The sequence below is a fragment of the Pseudomonas sp. NY15356 genome (genome assembly GCF_048068175.1).
Lineage (GTDB): Bacteria > Pseudomonadota > Gammaproteobacteria > Pseudomonadales > Pseudomonadaceae > Aquipseudomonas > Aquipseudomonas putida_K.
Window position 1 is genome coordinate 504,037 of record NZ_JBLUPW010000001.1, and the last position, 17,270, is coordinate 521,306.

The 17,270-nt window shown below is 65.3% G+C and carries 15 protein-coding genes; 12 read left to right on the forward strand and 3 right to left on the reverse strand.

The genetic code is table 11. From position 1 onward, the window contains the following. Positions 1-84 precede the first annotated feature (84 nt). The 3 genes from tauB to tauD all read left to right on the forward strand — a co-directional run bounded on the left by tauB (position 85) and on the right by tauD (position 2,610). Positions 85-879 (forward strand): taurine ABC transporter ATP-binding subunit, encoded by a 795-nt coding sequence (gene tauB, locus ACNFCI_RS02290; RefSeq protein ID WP_368828768.1) that lies wholly within the window; start codon positions 85-87, stop codon positions 877-879. After that, positions 876-1,715, forward strand: coding sequence for a taurine ABC transporter permease TauC (gene tauC, locus ACNFCI_RS02295; protein WP_324817188.1), 840 nt, complete (start codon positions 876-878; stop codon positions 1,713-1,715). The genes tauB and tauC overlap by 4 nt, the downstream gene beginning before the upstream one ends. Positions 1,716-1,776: 61 nt before the next feature. Beyond that, the gene (tauD, locus tag ACNFCI_RS02300; protein WP_368828767.1) at positions 1,777-2,610 is read left to right on the forward strand and encodes a taurine dioxygenase; all 834 of its coding nucleotides are present in this window, start codon (positions 1,777-1,779) and stop codon (positions 2,608-2,610) included. 117 nt (positions 2,611-2,727) lie between these two features. Here tauD and betT read toward each other — a convergent pair whose 3' ends face one another. Further along, complete coding sequence (betT, locus tag ACNFCI_RS02305) at positions 2,728-4,689, reverse strand: choline transporter BetT (RefSeq protein WP_172402935.1); 1,962 nt, start codon at positions 4,687-4,689, stop codon at positions 2,728-2,730. 331 nt (positions 4,690-5,020) lie between these two features. Further along, positions 5,021-5,953 carry a serine O-acetyltransferase EpsC gene (epsC, locus tag ACNFCI_RS02310; protein WP_084853643.1) on the reverse strand — a complete coding sequence of 311 codons (933 nt, stop codon included), beginning with the start codon at positions 5,951-5,953 and terminating at the stop codon, positions 5,021-5,023. Between the two features lie 296 nt (positions 5,954-6,249). On the opposite strand from epsC, the gene tcyJ reads away from it, so the two are divergent. From tcyJ to ACNFCI_RS02355, 9 genes are all read left to right on the forward strand, one after another. Further along, positions 6,250-7,044, forward strand: coding sequence for a cystine ABC transporter substrate-binding protein (gene tcyJ / locus ACNFCI_RS02315; RefSeq protein ID WP_324819156.1), 795 nt, complete (start codon positions 6,250-6,252; stop codon positions 7,042-7,044). Then, positions 7,041-7,709 carry a cystine ABC transporter permease gene (gene tcyL, locus ACNFCI_RS02320; protein ID WP_084853640.1) on the forward strand — a complete coding sequence of 223 codons (669 nt, stop codon included), beginning with the start codon at positions 7,041-7,043 and terminating at the stop codon, positions 7,707-7,709. The genes tcyJ and tcyL overlap by 4 nt, the downstream gene beginning before the upstream one ends. Positions 7,710-7,711: 2 nt before the next feature. Then, the gene (gene tcyN / locus ACNFCI_RS02325; RefSeq protein WP_084853639.1) at positions 7,712-8,467 is read left to right on the forward strand and encodes an L-cystine ABC transporter ATP-binding protein TcyN; all 756 of its coding nucleotides are present in this window, start codon (positions 7,712-7,714) and stop codon (positions 8,465-8,467) included. Positions 8,468-8,715: 248 nt separating this feature from the next. Further along, on the forward strand, positions 8,716-9,942 hold the full coding sequence (locus ACNFCI_RS02330) for an SfnB family sulfur acquisition oxidoreductase (protein ID WP_368828766.1): 1,227 nt from the start codon (positions 8,716-8,718) through the stop codon (positions 9,940-9,942). Between the two features lie 137 nt (positions 9,943-10,079). Then, positions 10,080-11,279, forward strand: a complete 1,200-nt coding sequence (locus ACNFCI_RS02335) for an SfnB family sulfur acquisition oxidoreductase (RefSeq protein WP_368828765.1) — start codon at positions 10,080-10,082, stop codon at positions 11,277-11,279. Further along, a complete protein-coding gene (locus ACNFCI_RS02340; RefSeq protein WP_368828764.1) occupies positions 11,279-12,667 on the forward strand; it encodes an LLM class flavin-dependent oxidoreductase in 1,389 nt (462 codons plus the stop codon). The genes ACNFCI_RS02335 and ACNFCI_RS02340 overlap by 1 nt, the downstream gene beginning before the upstream one ends. Further along, positions 12,660-13,460 (forward strand): MetQ/NlpA family ABC transporter substrate-binding protein, encoded by an 801-nt coding sequence (locus tag ACNFCI_RS02345; RefSeq protein ID WP_084853634.1) that lies wholly within the window; start codon positions 12,660-12,662, stop codon positions 13,458-13,460. Before ACNFCI_RS02340 ends, ACNFCI_RS02345 begins: the two co-directional genes overlap by 8 nt. A gap of 1 nt (position 13,461) precedes the next feature. Beyond that, positions 13,462-14,568 (forward strand): methionine ABC transporter ATP-binding protein, encoded by a 1,107-nt coding sequence (locus ACNFCI_RS02350; RefSeq protein ID WP_324818135.1) that lies wholly within the window; start codon positions 13,462-13,464, stop codon positions 14,566-14,568. Further along, positions 14,558-15,202: a methionine ABC transporter permease gene (locus tag ACNFCI_RS02355; RefSeq protein WP_084853629.1), complete on the forward strand. Its 645-nt coding sequence runs from the start codon at positions 14,558-14,560 to the stop codon at positions 15,200-15,202. Before ACNFCI_RS02350 ends, ACNFCI_RS02355 begins: the two co-directional genes overlap by 11 nt. A gap of 40 nt (positions 15,203-15,242) precedes the next feature. Here ACNFCI_RS02355 and dibA read toward each other — a convergent pair whose 3' ends face one another. After that, positions 15,243-17,138, reverse strand: a complete 1,896-nt coding sequence (gene dibA / locus ACNFCI_RS02360) for a phosphodiesterase DibA (RefSeq protein WP_324818138.1) — start codon at positions 17,136-17,138, stop codon at positions 15,243-15,245. Between the last annotated feature and the right edge of the window lie 132 nt (positions 17,139-17,270).

Consider the following 17,270-nt stretch of genomic DNA (forward strand, 5'->3'; position numbering starts at 1 on the left):
GCAAAACCTGTGGGAGCGGGCTTGCCCCGCGATTAGGGTGTGCAGCGGTCCTGATCAACAGCAGTATTCACGACGGAGCCTGCCATGGCCTTGCTCGAACTGGAGCGCATCAGCGCACAGTACCCCGGCACCGACGCCCCGGTGCTGGCCGACATCAACCTGAGCCTCGGGCCACGCCAGTTGCTGGTGGCCCTGGGCCCTTCCGGCAGCGGCAAGACCTCGCTGCTCAACCTCATCGCCGGCTTCGTCGCCCCCAGCGCAGGCCGCATCACCCTTGACGGCAAGCCGGTCGAAGGCCCCGGTGCCGAACGCGGCGTGGTGTTCCAGGACGATGCCCTGCTGCCCTGGCAGGACGTGCTGGGCAACGTCGCCTTCGGCCTGGAACTGGCCGGTATGCCTCGCGCCCAGCGCGAAGCCAAGGCCCGCGAGCTGCTGGCGCTGGTCGACCTCGCAGGCTTAGGCGACCGCCACATCTGGCAGCTCTCCGGCGGCCAGAAGCAACGCGTAGGCCTGGCCCGGGCGCTGGCGGCAGACCCGCGTGTGCTGCTGATGGACGAACCCTTCGGCGCCCTCGACGCCTTCACCCGCGAACAGATGCAGGAACTGCTGCTGCAGGTCTGGCAGCGCACTGCCAAGCCCGTGTTGCTGATCACCCATGACATCGAGGAAGCCGTATTCCTGGCCAGCGAACTGGTGTTGCTGGCCCCCAACCCGGGGCGGGTGGTCGAGCGCCTGCAACTGGATTTCGGCCAGCGCTACGCCGCCGGCGAATCGGCCCGGGCGATCAAGTCCGACCCACGTTTCATCGAGACCCGCGAGTACGTGCTGGCGCGGGTGTTTTCCCAACGCGAAGCCGCCCACCGGCAGGAGCCCGCATGAGCAGCCTGGACCTGCCGGTCAACGACAAGCCTGTCGCCCGGCCAACCGTCACGCCCCCCACACACCGCCCGTTGCCCACCCGCTGGATCAGCGCCCTGACCCTCGCCACCCTGATGCTGGCCTGGTGGCTGGTGACGGCGGCCGGCTGGATCGAGCCGCTGTTCCTACCCTCGCCTGCCGACATCCTGGCCAAGGCCTGGGCCCTGCTCACCCAGGGCTACATGGACGCGAGCCTCTGGCAACATCTGGGCGCCAGCCTCGGGCGCATCGGCCTGGCCCTGGCTGCCGCCATCCTCAGCGCCATTCCGATCGGCATCGCCATCGGCCACAACCGCGTGGCCCGGGGCATCCTCGACCCGCTGATCGAGTTCTACCGGCCGATCCCGCCGCTGGCCTACCTGCCGCTGATCGTGATCTGGTGCGGCATCGGCGAGCTGTCGAAGGTGTTGCTGATCTACCTGGCCATCTTCGCCCCGATCGCCATCGCCACCGCCACCGGCGTGCGCACGGTCGACCCGGCCAAGCTGCGTGCCGCACAGTCCCTGGGCGCGACCCGAGCCCAGCTGGTTCGCCACGTGATCCTGCCCAGCGCACTGCCCGACATCCTTACCGGCATCCGCATCGGCCTGGGCGTCGGCTGGTCGACCCTGGTGGCCGCCGAGCTGATCGCCGCCACCAGCGGCCTGGGCTTCATGGTGCAGTCGGCGGCGCAGTTCCTGGTCACCGACGTGGTGGTACTGGGCATTCTGCTGATCGCCCTGATCGCCTTCGCCCTGGAAATGGGCCTGCGCGCCCTGCAACGCAAGCTGGTGCCCTGGCAGGGGCAGAGCCACTGACCCGCGAAGGAGTCACCGCCCTGTCTGACCGACCGGCACACATCATTCAAGCGAGACCGACATGAGCCTGACCATCACCTCTCTGAGCCCCGCGCTCGGTGCCCAGATCAGCGGCGTGGACCTGAGCCGCGACATCACCCTCGAGCAACGCGACGCCATCGAGCAGGCGCTGCTCAGGCACCAAGTGCTGTTCTTCCGCGACCAACCGATCACACCTGCGCAGCAGGCCAGGTTCGCGGCCCAGTTCGGCGACCTGCACATCCACCCGATCTACCCCAACGTGCCGGAAACGCCCCAGGTATTGATCCTGGATACGGCGGTCACCGACGTCCGCGACAACGCCGTGTGGCACACCGACGTGACCTTTTTACCGACACCTGCCCTGGGCGCGGTGCTCAGTGCCAAACAATTGCCGGCCTTCGGTGGCGACACCCTCTGGGCCAGCGGTATCGCGGCCTTCGAGGCGCTGTCGGCGCCGCTGCGGGAGATGCTCGACGGCCTCACCGCGACCCATGATTTCACCAAGTCATTCCCACTGGAGCGCTTCGGCACCACCGCCGAAGACCTGGCGCGCTGGGAGGCCACCCGACGCAACAACCCGCCACTGTCGCACCCGATGGTGCGCACTCACCCGGTCAGCGGGCGCAAGGCGTTGTTCGTCAACGAAGGGTTCACCACGCGGATCAATGAATTGAACGAGCAGGAAAGCGAGGCGCTGCTCAAGCTGCTGTTCGCCCATGCCACGCGGCCGGAGTTCAGCATTCGCTGGAGATGGCAGGAGCATGACGTGGCGTTCTGGGACAACCGCGTGACCCAGCATTTCGCGGTGGACGACTACCGGCCGAACCGGCGGGTGATGCATCGGGCGACCATCCTGGGGGATGCGCCGTTCTGACCGAAGCGGGAGGCCTATGGCCTCCTTTCGCGGCACAAGGCCGCTCCTACAGGAGGGCGCGGTCTTTTGTAGGAGCGGGCTTGTCCCGCGATTGGGCTGCAGCGCAGGCCCAGCGATCTAGCGGACCAGGTGCAGGAACTGCATGTGCCGCTCGTACTGGTCGAGGATGTCGTTGATGATCTGCTCCTTGCTGTAGCCCACCAGGTCGTAGTTCTGGCTACCTTCGGCCAGATGCACCTCGGCACGGTAGTAACGGCGGTTCTTCAACTCTTGGGTGCCCAGCCCGCCCAGGGCGAACGAGGGGGTGAAGTACCCGCGCATCTGTACCTGGTAGATGAACGGCTGTTCCTCGCCCAGGCCGATCTTCAGGCTGACGTTGTCGTGGCTGGGGTCGTCCTGGGTGATCAGGTTTACCCCTTTTTGCATGAACACCTCGCTCACCTCGCCGATGGCCGGGCGCACCACGTCGTCCATGAAGCGGTACACCTCATCGCGCGACGGGAAGTGCACCGCCTGGCTCAGGCGCTGGCGCCAGCCACCACGGCCACGGCGCGACACGGCGAACGGCGCCAGCGAATGCATCTGCGCGATCTGCCGCTGGGACTCCAGGTAGAACGCCTTGTGCAGCCCCCACATCATGCACAGCAGGATCAGCGAGAACGGCAGCGAGGTCAGCACCACCGCCGACTTCAGCGAATCGATGCTACCGGCGAACAGCAGGCCAATGGTCACCAGCGCGGTCATCGCGCCCCAGAAGATGCGCAGCCAGTTCGGGCCGTCCTCATCGGCCTCGCCACCCTTGGCCGACAGGGTCGAGAGCACCACGGTGCCAGAGTCGGCGGAGGTGACGAAGAACACGAAGCTGATGAACACCGTCACCGCGATCACCGCCTTGCTCCACGGATAGGTTTCCAGCAGCAGGTAAAGGCTCATCGATGGGTTTTCCAAAGCCGACTGGCCGAGGGCGGTCAGGCCATGGTCGAGCACTTGGGTCATGGCGCTGTTGCCGAAGATCGACATCCACGCCAGGGTGAAGCCCAGCGGGATAAGCAGCACGCCGAAGACGAATTCACGGATGGTGCGCCCGCGGGAGATACGCGCGATGAACAGGCCAACGAACGGCGCCCAGGCGATCCACCAGGCCCAGTAGAACACGGTCCAGCCACCCAGCCAGTCGCGGTTCTCGCCGTAGGCATACACATCGAAGGTCTTGCGCGGCAAGGCACCGAGGTAATCGCCCAGGTTCTGGATCAGGGTATTGAACAGGTGCTGGGTAGGGCCTGCGAACAACACGAACAAAAGCAGCGCACAAGCCAGGAACAGGTTGATGTCGCTCATCACCCGCACGCCCTTCTCCACCCCGGCGACCGCCACGGCCACCGCGGCACCCATCATCAGGGTAATGAGGATCACCTGCACCCACTGGCTGTGGCTGATACCGAACAGGTAGTCCAGGCCCGCGTTCAGGTGCAGTACGCCAAAGCCCATGTCGGCGCCCAGACCGAACACCGTGGCGATGATGCCGAAGCCGTCCACCGCGTAGCCGATCGGGCCATTGATGCGCTTGCCGATCAGTGGGTACAGGGCCGAACGCAGCGCCAGCGGCAAGTTATGCCGGTAGGCGAAGTAGGCCAGGGCCATGCCGACGAAGGCGAACACGCCCCAGCCGTGCAGGCCCCAATGCAGGAACAGCAGCTCCATCGCCTGGCGCCCGGCCTCCACCGTGCCGCCTTCGCCCTGGGGCGGCTGCATCATGTGGGTCAGCGGTTCGGAGACACAGAAGAAGAACAGGGTGATGCTGATGCCGGCGGCGAACAGCATGCCGGCCCAGGACAGGTAGCTGAACTCGGGCTCGTCGTGGTCGGCACCGAGCTTGATCTTGCCGTAGCCGGACAAGGCGGTGACCACCACGAAGACTAGATACAGGGTCATGGCCAGCATGTAGTACCAGCCCACGGTATTGGCCGCCCAGTTCTGCGCGGCGAGCAGCCACTCGCCTGCTGCGGTGGGGTTGGCGATGACCACCAGGCCGAAGATGAGGATGAAGCTTGCCGCGAAATAGAACACCGGGGGGTTCATGCGGATCTTGCCATTGGCAAGTGAGGGTGTCGGTGCACTCATGAGGTGTGCACCTCGTGGAGCGGTGAAAGGTTCGGATTGAACGGGTTCAGCAAAGGGGATCCTCCTGTTGAACACCGGCAATGGACCAGCGTTTTACTTTGAACAAGCGTTCAAGTTAAACACGGATCGGCGTTCAATGCGACCTTGCCCGACCGTTGAACCTCAAGCCGCAATCGCGGGACAAGCCCGCTCCCACAGGATCTTCACTGCGCTCAAGCACAGCGCCTTCCCTGTGGGAGCGGGCTTGTCCCGCGATTGCGTCGGCACAGCCAACCCTTGAGGCCCAGGCTTACTTTTGCCCCTCGCATTCCAGTTGCAGATTAGCCTGGGTGATGTTGCTCTCGGCAGGCACGCTGCGGGTCAACCAGACATTGCCGCCGATGGTCGAGCCCTTGCCGATGGTGATGCGCCCCAGGATGGTCGCCCCCGCATAGATCACCACATCGTCCTCGACGATCGGGTGGCGCGGCTCGCCCTTGTGCAGCATGCCGGTTTCGTCCGCCGGGAAGCGCTTCGCGCCCAGGGTCACGGCCTGGTAGATGCGCACCCGCTCGCCGATGATCGCCGTCTCGCCGATCACCACACCGGTGCCATGGTCGATGAAGAAACTCGGGCCGATCTGCGCGCCAGGGTGGATATCGATGCCGGTGGCCGAATGGGCCAGCTCTGAACTGATCCGCGCCAGCAGCGGCAGGCCAGCCTGGTACAGGTGGTGGGCCAGGCGGTGGTGGATGATGGCCAGGATACCGGGATAGCACAGCAGCACCTCGTCGACGCTGCGCGCCGCCGGGTCGCCCTGGTAGGCGGCCAATACGTCGGTATCGAGCAGCACGCGCAACCCCGGCAAGGCGGCGGCGAAGCCCTGGATCAGGTGCAGGGCATGGGCGTCGACATCCGTCACCTCGGCCTTGCCCTGGCGCGCAGCGTAGCGCAGCTCCAGGCGCGCCTGGGCCAGCAATGCCGTCAGCGCGGCGTCCAGCGTATGGCCGACATAGAAGTCCTCGCTCTCTTCACGCAGGTCCACTGGCCCCAGGCGCATGGGGAACAACGCCCCGCACAATTGCTCGAGGATATGCCGCATGGCCTCGCGCGACGGTAGCTCGCGCCCGCCCTGCTCGCCGCTGCTGCGGCCGTTGCGGGTTCGCCATTGTTCGCGGGCACTGCGCAAATCACTGACGATACCCTGCAGCTGCCAACGACCTGTGGATGGATGTTCGCTCACGGTGTTCTCCTGGCTCGGCGGCTTGTTGGAAAGCCTCTTTGGGGAATGACGCCGCCGGTGCGATCCACTCTACGGCAAATCCGTCTCTTGGAAAAAACAACGCTTTATTCCATCCTGCGCTAAGTCGGGTATAAGCAGACGACGAACTGACGTTCGTGGCCTACCCTCAAGGCTGCCGATCCCTAGACAAAACATAGAAAAGAAATAACAAAATAAGTTTTTATTATTTCCAGGCCTAATAAGCCCACCCCTATAGTCGCCACCCACTACTTCCATAACAAGCGCGGGGCCCAGCCATGACCAGATTCACCAAGCCACTTCTCAACGCCAGCCTTGCCCTCCTGCTGGGCACCGGCCTGTTCAGCCAGGCCTTCGCCGGCGAGCAGCTGAAGAACATCCAGGAAAAAGGCAGCATCAGCATCGGCCTGGAAGGCACCTACCCGCCGTTCAGCTTCGTCGATGAAGACGGCAAGCTCGCCGGCTTCGAAGTGGAGCTTTCCGAGCTCCTGGCCAAGGAGCTGGGCGTCAAGGCCAAGATCCAGCCGACCAAGTGGGATGGCATCCTCGCCGCACTCGAGTCCAAGCGCCTGGACGTGGTGGTCAACCAAGTCACCATTTCCGATGAGCGCAAGAAGAAGTACGACTTCTCCGAGCCCTACACCATCTCCGGCATCCAGGCCCTGATCCTGAAGAAGAAGGCCGAGCAGCTGAACATCAAGACCGCGCAGGACCTGGCCGGCAAGAAAGTCGGCGTGGGCCTGGGCACCAACTACGAGCAGTGGGTGAAGAAAGACGTCCCGCAAGCTGACGTGCGCACCTACGAAGACGACCCGAGCAAGTTCGCCGACCTGCGCAATGGCCGCATCGATGCGATCCTGATCGACCGCCTGGCCGCCCTGGAGTACGCGCAGAAAGCCAAGGACACCCAGCTCGCCGGCGAGGCCTTCTCGCGCCTGGAGTCGGGCGTGGCCCTGCGCAAGGGCGAGCCTGAGCTGCTCGAGGCGATCAACAAGGCGCTGGACAAGCTCAAGGCTGATGGCTCTCTGGCCAAGCTGTCCGAGAAATACTTCGGTGCCGACGTCACCAAATGATCGCCGAAAGCCTGCAACTCGTCATCGACTCCACGCCCTTCCTGTTGAAGGGCGCTGGCTACACAGTGCTGCTCAGTGTCGGCGGCATGTTCTTCGGGCTGGTCCTGGGCTTTGCCCTGGCCTTGATGCGCCTGTCGAAGATCCTGCCGCTGAACTGGCTGGCCAGGATCTACGTGTCGTTCTTCCGCGGCACGCCGCTGCTGGTGCAACTGTTCGTCATCTACTTCGGCATGCCGCAGATCGGTATCGAGCTCGACCCGATACCGGCGTCACTGATCGGCCTGTCGCTGAACATGGCGGCGTACATCTGTGAAATCCTGCGCGCGGCGATCTCCTCGATCGACCGTGGCCAATGGGAAGCCGCCGCCAGCATCGGCATGACCCGCACCCAGGCCATGCGCCGGGCGATCCTACCCCAGGCCATGCGCACGGCCTTGCCGCCGCTGGGCAACAGCTTCATCTCGCTGGTCAAGGACACCGCCCTGGCAGCGACCATCCAGGTGCCGGAGCTGTTCCGCCAGGCCCAGCTGATCACCGCACGGACCTTCGAGGTCTTCACCATGTACCTGGCCGTTGCCGTGATCTACTGGGTCCTGTGCAGCATCCTCGCGCACTTCCAGAACCGCATGGAAGCGCGGGTCAACCAGCATGACCAGGAGCACTGAAGATGATCGCAGTACAAGGCCTGACCAAGCAGTTCAAGGGCCACACCGTGCTCGACGGTATCGACCTGACGGTCCAGCCCGGCGAGGTGGTGGCCATCATCGGCCCCAGCGGTTCGGGCAAGACCACCTTCCTGCGCTGCCTCAACCTGCTGGAGACGCCTGACGCCGGGCGCATCCAGATCGGTGACATCAGCATCGACGCCAACCGCCCGCTGGGCAGCCAGCAAGGTGCGATCCGCCGCCTGCGCCAGCAGGCCGGGTTCGTGTTCCAGAACTTCAACCTGTTCCCCCACCGCTCGGCGCTGGAGAACGTCATCGAAGGGCCGGTGATCGTCAAGAAGACGCCCCGCGACCAAGCCATCGAACTGGGCCGGCGCCTGCTGGCCAAGGTCGGCCTGGCCGGCAAGGAAGACGCCTACCCACGGCGCCTGTCCGGCGGGCAGCAACAACGGGTGGCCATCGCCCGGGCCCTGGCCATGGAGCCGGAGGTGATCCTCTTCGACGAACCGACCTCGGCACTCGACCCCGAGCTGGTCGGCGAGGTGCTGGAGACCATCCGCGGCCTTGCCGAGGAGAAGCGCACCATGATCATCGTCACCCACGAGATGAGCTTCGCCCGGGACGTGGCCAACCGGGTGATCTTCTTCGACAAGGGTGTGATCGTTGAGCAGGGCGAAGCCAAGGCACTGTTCGCCAACCCCAGGGAAGAACGCACGCGGCAGTTCCTGCGCAAGTTTCTGGGTACAGCGGCAGGCTGAATCGTCAACGTTCTACTGACTGACGCAATCGCCGGCAAGCCGGCTCCCACACGGGCTGTGCCGAACCCTGTGGGAGCCGGCCTGCCGGCGATTGCGCAATGCTCGGCCAACAAGATGCAAACTTCTATATATAGTCCAAAAAGTTAGTTCATAAAGTTTTTATAAGCGCATACGGTATATAGACCGGACCACCGGACCAGCAAATGTCTGTCGCCATCGGCGACGTTTTCAACTTTGTGAGGTAAGGAATGGTCAGGTCCACCAGCGATCTCGACAGCTCGCCCCTGTTGCTGCCGGCCACGGTACTGCAAAACGACGCCCAGGCCCTGCAAGCGGCCCGCGAACTGGCACATACCGCCCGCCAGCAGGCCGCGCGCCGCGACCAGCAGCGCAAGCTGCCATGGACGGAAATCGAACAGTTCACCCGCAGCGGCCTGGGCAGCATCAGCATCCCCAAGGCCCATGGCGGCCCCGAGGTCTCCTTCGAGACCATCGCCGAAGTCTTCCGCCTGATCAGTGCCGCCGACCCGGCCCTGGGGCAGATTCCGCAAAACCACTTCGGCATCATCCAACTGCTACGCCTGACCGCCACCGAGGCCCAGCAGGCGGTGCTCTTCCGCTCCGTGCTCGATGGCTGGCGCATCGGCAACGCCGGGCCTGAGCGTGGCACCAAGGACACCCTGACCCTCAAGACACGGATCACCCGCGATGGCGATCGTTATCGCATCAGCGGTGAGAAGTTCTACTCCACAGGCGCCCTGTTCGCCCATTGGGTGGCAGTCAAGGCCCTGGACGACGCAGGCCGCCAGCGCCTGGCGTTCGTACGCCGGGGCAGCCCGGGGCTGCGGATCGTCGACGACTGGTCTGGCTTCGGCCAGCGCACCACGGCCAGCGGCACCGTCCTGCTCGACCAGGTGCCGGTCGAAGCCGACCTGGTGATCGACAGCTGGCGCCTGCGCGAGGTGCCCAGCACCCAGGGCGCCGCCTCGCAATTGATCCAGGCGGCCATCGATGCCGGCATCGCCGAAGCGGCCATTGAGGATGCCATCAGCTTCGTGCGGGAAAAATCCCGCCCGTGGATCGAGGCCAAGGTAGAGCGCGCCAGCGACGACCCCTACGTGATCGCCGACATCGGCCGCCTGAAGCTCGAACTGCATGCCGCCCAGGCCCTGCTGCGCAAGGCTGCGCGCGTGCTCGACGAAATCAATGCCGGCCCGGTGGACGAGGACGGCGCGGCACGGGCCTCGATCGCCGTGGCCGAGGCCAAGGTGTTGACCACCGAGGTCGCGTTGCAGGCGAGCGAGAAGCTGTTCGAACTGGCCGGCAGCCGCGCCACCCTCGCCGAGTTCAACCTCGACCGGCACTGGCGCAACGCCCGCGTGCACACCCTGCATGACCCGGTGCGCTGGAAATACCACGCCGTCGGAGCCTGGCATCTGAACGGCACACGCCCTGCGCGGCATTCCTGGATCTGATTGGCGAGCCCTGGGGCTGCTACGCAGCCCTTTCGCGGCGCAAGGCCGCTCCTACAGGGGTATGCGTTCTCCTGTAGGAGCGGGCTGCCCCGCGAAAGGGGCGCGAAGCGGCCCCGGCGCTCCCACTGGAGAAACACATGAACGCATTGACCACGCCCAAACCGGCGCTGATCACCTCCGACTCCCAGGCCCTGGCCGTCGCCGAGGACATCGCCCGATACCTGCACCGCGACAGCGCCCTGCGCGACCGCGAGCGCCGCCTGCCTCACGCCGAACTCGACCTGTTCACCCGTTCCGGCCTGTGGGCCATCAGCGTACCCAAGGACTTCGGCGGTGCAGGCGTGTCCAACGTCACCCTGGCCAAGGTCGTGGCCCGTATCGCCCAGGCCGACGCCGCCCTGGGGCAGATCCCGCAGAATCATTTCTATGCCCTGGAAGTGCTCCGCGTGAACGGCACCCTGCATCAGCAGCAGCGCCTCTATGCCGAGGTACTGGCTGGCCAGCGCTTCGGCAATGCCTTGGCAGAACTGGGTACCCGCACCGCCCACGATCGCACCACCCGCCTGATACGCGAGGGCGACGGCCTGCGCATCGAGGGCCGCAAGTTCTATGCGACCGGCGCGCTGTACGCCCAGCGCATCCCCACCTCGGTGGTGGATGAAGATGGCGTGCAACACCTGGTGTTCGTGCCCGCCGACAGCCCCGGCCTGAAGGTGATCGACGACTGGAGCGGTTTCGGCCAGCGCACCACCGGCAGTGGTTCGGTGGTGTTCGACAATGTGCCCGTGCGCAGCGAAGATGTCGTGCCCTTCCAGAGCGCCTTCGAGCGCCCCACCCCGGTCGGCCCCCTGGCGCAGATCCTTCATGCCGCCATCGACACCGGCATCGCCCGCGCCGCACTCGACGACGCCCTGCACTTCGTGCGTACACGCAGCCGACCGTGGATCGACGCCGGCCTGGACAAGGCCAGCGATGACCCGTTGACGTTGAAGAGCTTCGGCCACCTCGCCATCCGCCTGCACGCGGCCGAAGCGCTGCTGGAGCGGGCCGGCGAATACCTCGACCGGGCCCGCGAGGACAGCAGTGCCGACAATGTCGCGGCCGCCTCCATCGCCGTGGCCGAGGCCCGGGCGATCAGCACGGAGATTTCCCTCGCCGCCGGCAGCACCCTGTTCGAGCTGGCCGGCAGCCAGGCCACCCTGGCCGAACACAACCTCGACCGCCACTGGCGCAACGCCCGGGTACATACCTTGCACGACCCGGTACGCTGGAAGTACCACGCCATCGGCAACTACTACCTCAACGGGGAAAACCCGCCACGTCGAGGGACCATCTGATGGCCAGGCACATCCTGCTCAATGCCTTCAACATGAACTGCGTCGGGCATATCAACCATGGTCTGTGGACCCACCCTCGGGACACCTCGACCCAGTACAAGACCCTGGCCTACTGGACCGACCTGGCACGCCTGCTCGAGCGCGGGCTGTTCGACGGCCTGTTCATTGCCGACATCGTCGGCACCTACGATGTCTACGGGCAGTCCATTGACGTGCCCTTGAAAGAGTCCGTCCAGCTGCCGGTCAACGACCCGTTGCTGCTGGTCTCGGCCATGGCGGCCGCCACCGAGCACTTGGGCTTCGGCCTCACCGCCAACCTCACCTACGAGGCGCCCTACCTGTTCGCCCGGCGCCTCTCCACGCTCGATCACCTGAGCAGCGGCCGGGTCGGTTGGAACATCGTCACCGGTTACCTGGACAGTGCCGCACGCGCCATGGGCCTGGCGCGACAACCCGAGCACGATCGGCGCTACGACCAGGCCGACGAATACCTGCAGGTGCTGTACAAGCTGCTCGAAGGCAGCTGGGAGGACGATGCAGTCGTCGTTGACCGCGAACGCCGGGTCTATGCCCGGCCGGACAAGGTGCACAAGGTCCGCCACCATGGCGAGTTCTACAAGGTGGAGGGCTACCACCTGTGCGAACCCTCGCCCCAGCGCACCCCGGTGCTGTTCCAGGCCGGCAGCTCGCCCCGTGGCCTGGCCTTTGCCGGGCACCACGCCGAATGCGTGTTCATCGGCGGCCAGAGCCAGGAAGCCACCCGCGCCCAGGTCGACAACGTGCGCGCCGCAGCCAGGGCCGCCGGCCGTGATCCACAGGCGATCAAGGTCTTCCTGGGCATCACGGTGATCGTCGCACCTACCGAGGCCCAGGCCCAGGCCAAGCATGCCGAGTACCTTCGCCATGCCAGCGCAGAAGCAGGCGTGGCGCATTTCGCCAGCTCCACCGGCATCGATTTCGCCGCCTACGGGCTCGACGAACCGATCGGCTTCGCCAAGGGCAACGCCATCCAATCCGCCACCCGCCAGTTGCAGGACAGCGCCTGGACCCGCCGCCGCCTGCTGCAGCAACACGCCCTGGGTGGGCGCTACGTGACCTTGGTCGGCGCACCTGGGCAGGTCGCCGAGCAGTTGATCGACTGGATCGACCAGACCGGCCTGGACGGTTTCAACCTGACCCGTACCGTCACTCCGGAGAGCTACGAGGACTTCATCGACCTGGTGATACCCGAGCTGCAACGTCGCGGCCGCTACAAGACCGCCTACGCACAGGGCACCTTGCGTCAGAAGCTGTTCCAGGCAAGCCACCCCCACCTGCCCGCCGACCACCCCGGCGCCACCTACCGCACCCCGACCACCGCCCCGACTGGAGCCCTGCACCATGCTTGAGAAACTGTTCCGGCCCGTCGCGGCCTCTGTCCTGTCCCTGGGTATCGTCACCGGCGCACTGGGCGCCGAACCCCTGAAGATCGGCACCACCGCCGCCTTCGCCATTCCACTGGAAGCAGCCGTGGAGGAGGCGCACAAGCAGGGCCTGGAGGTGAAGCTGATCGAATTCAGCGACTGGATCGCGCCCAATGTCAGCCTGCAGAGCGGTGACATCGACGTGAACTACTTCCAGCACATTCCCTTCCTCGAGAACGCCAAGGCCGCCGCCGGTTTCGACCTGGTGCCCTACGCCCCAGGCATCATCAACAACGTCGGGCTGTACTCGAAGCAGTACAAGCAGTTCAGCGAACTGCCCGAGGGCGCCAGCGTGGCCATCGCAAACGATCCGATCAACAGCGGCCGCGGGCTGCAACTGCTGGCCAAGGCCGGGTTGATCACGCTCAAGCCGGGCGTGGGTTACAAGGCGACCGAGGAAGACATCATCGCCAACCCGAAGAAACTGAAGATCCTCCAGGTGGAAGCGGTGCAGCTGGTGCGGGCCTATGACGACGCCGACCTGGTCCAGGGCTATCCGGCCTATATCCGCCTGGCCAATAGTTTCGACGCCACCTCGGCACTGCTGTTCGACGGCCTGGAGAACAAGGAGTACGTGATCCAGTTCGTCATTCGCCCGCAGAGCAAGGACGACCCGCGCCTGGCGAAGTTCGTCGATATCTACCAGCACTCGCCGGCGGTGCGCGCAGCCCTGGACAAGGCCCATGGCAGCCTCTACCAGGCCGGCTGGGAGGGTTGAGATGAGCAGCGCCAACGCCCTCGGGGCGCCCCTTTCGAACCTTTCGCCGCCCCTGGCCCGCCAGCAGGCTCTACGCCCGGAGGTCAACGAAGCCCATGTGCGCTTCATCGGCCTGGGCAAGACCTACCCAGGGCAGGACCAGCCCGCCCTGCACGGCATCGACCTGAACATCCGCCGCGGCGAGATCTTCGGCATCATCGGCCGCAGTGGTGCCGGCAAGTCGTCCTTGCTGCGCACCATCAACCGCCTGGAACAGCCCAGCCAGGGCCGGGTGTTGATCGACCAGGTGGACATCGCCGCGTTCGACGAACAGCGGCTGGTCGCCCTGCGCCGGCGCATCGGCATGATCTTCCAGCACTTCAACCTGATGTCGGCCAAGACGGTCTGGCAGAACATCGAGCTGCCCCTGAAGGTGGCCGGCGTGCCTCAGGCCGAGCGCCACCGCAAGGTGCGTGAACTGCTGGAGCTGGTGGGCCTGGCGCACAAGCACGACGTATACCCGGCGCAACTATCCGGCGGGCAGAAACAGCGTGTCGGCATCGCCCGCGCGCTGGTGCACGACCCCGAGATCCTGTTGTGCGACGAAGCCACCTCGGCCCTGGACCCGGAAACCACTGCCTCGATCCTCGAGCTGTTGCGCGACATCAACCAGCGCCTGGGCCTGACCGTGGTGCTGATCACCCATGAAATGGCGGTGATCCGCGATATCTGCCACCGGGTCGTGGTACTCGAACGCGGCGAGGTGGTCGAGCAGGGCGAAGTCTGGCGGGTGTTCGGTACCCCCCGACACGAGGTGACCCGAACCCTGCTGGCGCCCTTGCAAGCCAGGCTGCCTGCCGCGCTGCAGGCCAGCCTACGCCCGGAACCTGGGAAAGGCGCTGCCGTGGTGCTGCGCCTGAGCCTGCTGGGCGAGCCGGCGCTGTCGGACCTGTTCGCCGACCTCGGCGGCCGGGTGCGCCTGCTCCAAGGCGGCATCGAGACCATCGGTGTCCATGCCCTGGGGCAGTTGATCCTGTCGGTTCAGGATTCGCCCCATGAGGTGTCGCACTTGCTCGAACGTGCCCGCAGCTGGGCCGAGGACGCGGAGGTACTGGGCTATGTGGTTTGATCGCCTGCTCGAAGGCTTGCTCGATACCTTGCTGATGGTGGGTGTGTCATCGCTGGTGGCCCTGCTGGTCGGCGTACCGATGGCGGTGTTCCTGGTGACCAGCGACAAGGGCGGAATCTTCGAGGCCCCGACGTTGAACCGCACGCTGGGCGCCATCGTCAACCTGTTCCGCTCGATCCCGTTCCTGATCCTGATGGTCGCGCTGATCCCCTTCACCCGCCTGGTGGTCGGCACCACCTACGGTGTGTGGGCCGCGGTGGTACCTCTGACCATCGCCGCCACGCCGTTCTTCGCCCGTATCGCCGAGGTGAGCCTGCGCGAGGTCGACCATGGCTTGGTGGAGGCCGCCCAGGCCATGGGCTGCCGGCGCTGGCACATCGTCTGGCATGTGCTGCTGCCCGAGGCGCTGCCGGGTATCGTCGGTGGCTTCACCATCACCCTGGTGACGCTGATCAACTCCTCGGCCATGGCCGGTGCCATTGGTGCCGGTGGGCTGGGCGATATCGCCTACCGGTATGGGTACCAGCGATTCGACAGCCAGATCATGCTGACCGTGATCGCCATGCTGGTGGCGCTGGTAGCGGTAATCCAGCTGGGTGGCGACCGGCTGGCCAAGGGGTTGAACAAGCGTTAGGTCACTTGGAACCACTATGTGGGAGCGCAGTCGATCGCGTTCAACCCCAGCGCAAGTCCCCCGCCGGCACCGGTCGCCCGAACCAATACCCCTGCCCCACATCGCATTGCTGCTCCAACAGGAACCGTGCCTGCTCGGCCTGTTCGATCCCTTCGGCATGCACCTGCATACCCATGCTTCGGGCCAGGGCGATGATCACCCGCACGATGGCGATGTCGTCCTCGTCCTCAGGCAGCCCGGCGACGAAGCCCTGGTCGATCTTGAGCTTCTGCACCGGCAGGCGCTTGAGCCGCAGCAACGACGAGTAGCCGGTTCCAAAGTCGTCGATGGCCAGGTTCAGCCCCAGCTCACGCAGCCGGTGCAGCTGTTCGAGCGCCACTTCCGGGTCCTCCATCACCGCGCTCTCGGTGACTTCCAACTCCAGCAGCGCCGGATCCAGCCCGGTGTCATGCAGCACCTCGGCCACCTGCCGGTACAGCTCACGCTGGCCGAACAGCCGGGCGGAGATGTTCACCGCAACGAAGCGCAACTGGCGCCCTTCACGCTGCCACTGCACCATCTGCCGGCACGACTGGCGCAGCACCCAGGCATCGATCTCGGCGATCAGGCCGGTACGCTCGGCGATGGGAATGAACTCCCCCGGCGACACCAGCCCGCGGGTGGGGTGCTCCCAGCGTACCAGCGCCTCGACGCCGACCATCTGCCCGCTGAACAGGTCGTGCACCGGCTGGTAGAACACTCGCAGTTCCTGTTGCTCCAGGGCCCTGCGCAGCTCACCGGCGGTCTCGACCCGGTGCTGGGCATGGGCGGTCAGCTCTTCGGTGTACAACGCATAGCAGCCGCGGCCGTTGTGCTTGGCCTTGCCCAGTGCCGCGTCAGCGTTGCGCAGCAGTTGCGCGGCGCTCTGCGCATCGCTGGGGAACAGGCTGATGCCGATACTGACACCAACGAACAAGCGATGGTCGTCGAAGACGAACGGCTCGCGCATACGCTCCAACAGGGCCTGGGCCAAGGTCGCTGCCTGCCCCACCTGCTCGCAGCCCTCGGCCAGCACACCGAATTCGTCACCCCCCAGGCGCGCCAGAGTCACGCCACTGCCCACGGTTTCGCGCAGGCGCTCGCCCACCAGCTTGAGCAACTGGTCGCCCACGGTATGACCGAGGCCATCGTTGATGCTCTGGAAATGGTCGAGGTCCAGCAGCAGCAACGCGCAGCCGCGCTTGCTGGCCTGGGCATTGGCAAGGGCTTGCTCGGCACGGTCGCTGAACAGCAGGCGGTTGGGCAGGCCCGTCAGCGGGTCGTGGTGCGCCAGGTAGGCCAGCTCCTGTTCGGAGTGCTTGATCGCACTGATGTCGCTGAACACCGCCACATAGTGGCTGAGGGCACCGCTGTCGTCGCGGATGGCACAGATGGTCTGCCATTGCGGGTAGATTTCACCGCTCTTGCGCCGGTTCCAGATCTCCCCGCTCCACTCGCCCTTTTCCGCCAGCGCGGCATAGATCTGCTGATAGAACCCCGCGCCATGGCGGCCGGACTTGAACTTGCTCGGGCGCTGGCCGATCACTTCGTCCCGGCTGTAGCCGGTGATGCGCATGAAAGCACGGTTGACGTGCACGATCAGGCCACTGCTGTCGGTCACCAGCACGCCTTCGAGGGTACTGTCGAATACCGCAGCGGCCATGCGCAGGCGTTCGCGGTCCTCGCTGCGCAGGCGGGCGCCGATGCCAATGAATTTGAGCAAGCGGGCCCGCGAGACGAAGATCAGCGCGGCGCTGACCAGCACCCACACGAATACGTTGGCCGTGCGCCCTGCCGCCAGCAACTGCGGGTCCAGGAACAAACCCTGCAACACGTGCTCGGACGCCACCAGCCAGAGCATCGAGAACACCAGGTACAACGCAGCCATGCGCAAGGCGTCGCGAACGGAAACAGACATGTCGGGTGGGTAAGCCCATGAAAAATAATGGGGCATTATAAAGGCTGAAACATGCCGTGACTTGCTCGCGGAAAGGTCGACTGGTTTTATTTCGCCACCCAGGGATAATGCCAGCGCTGTTCCCCTGTTTTT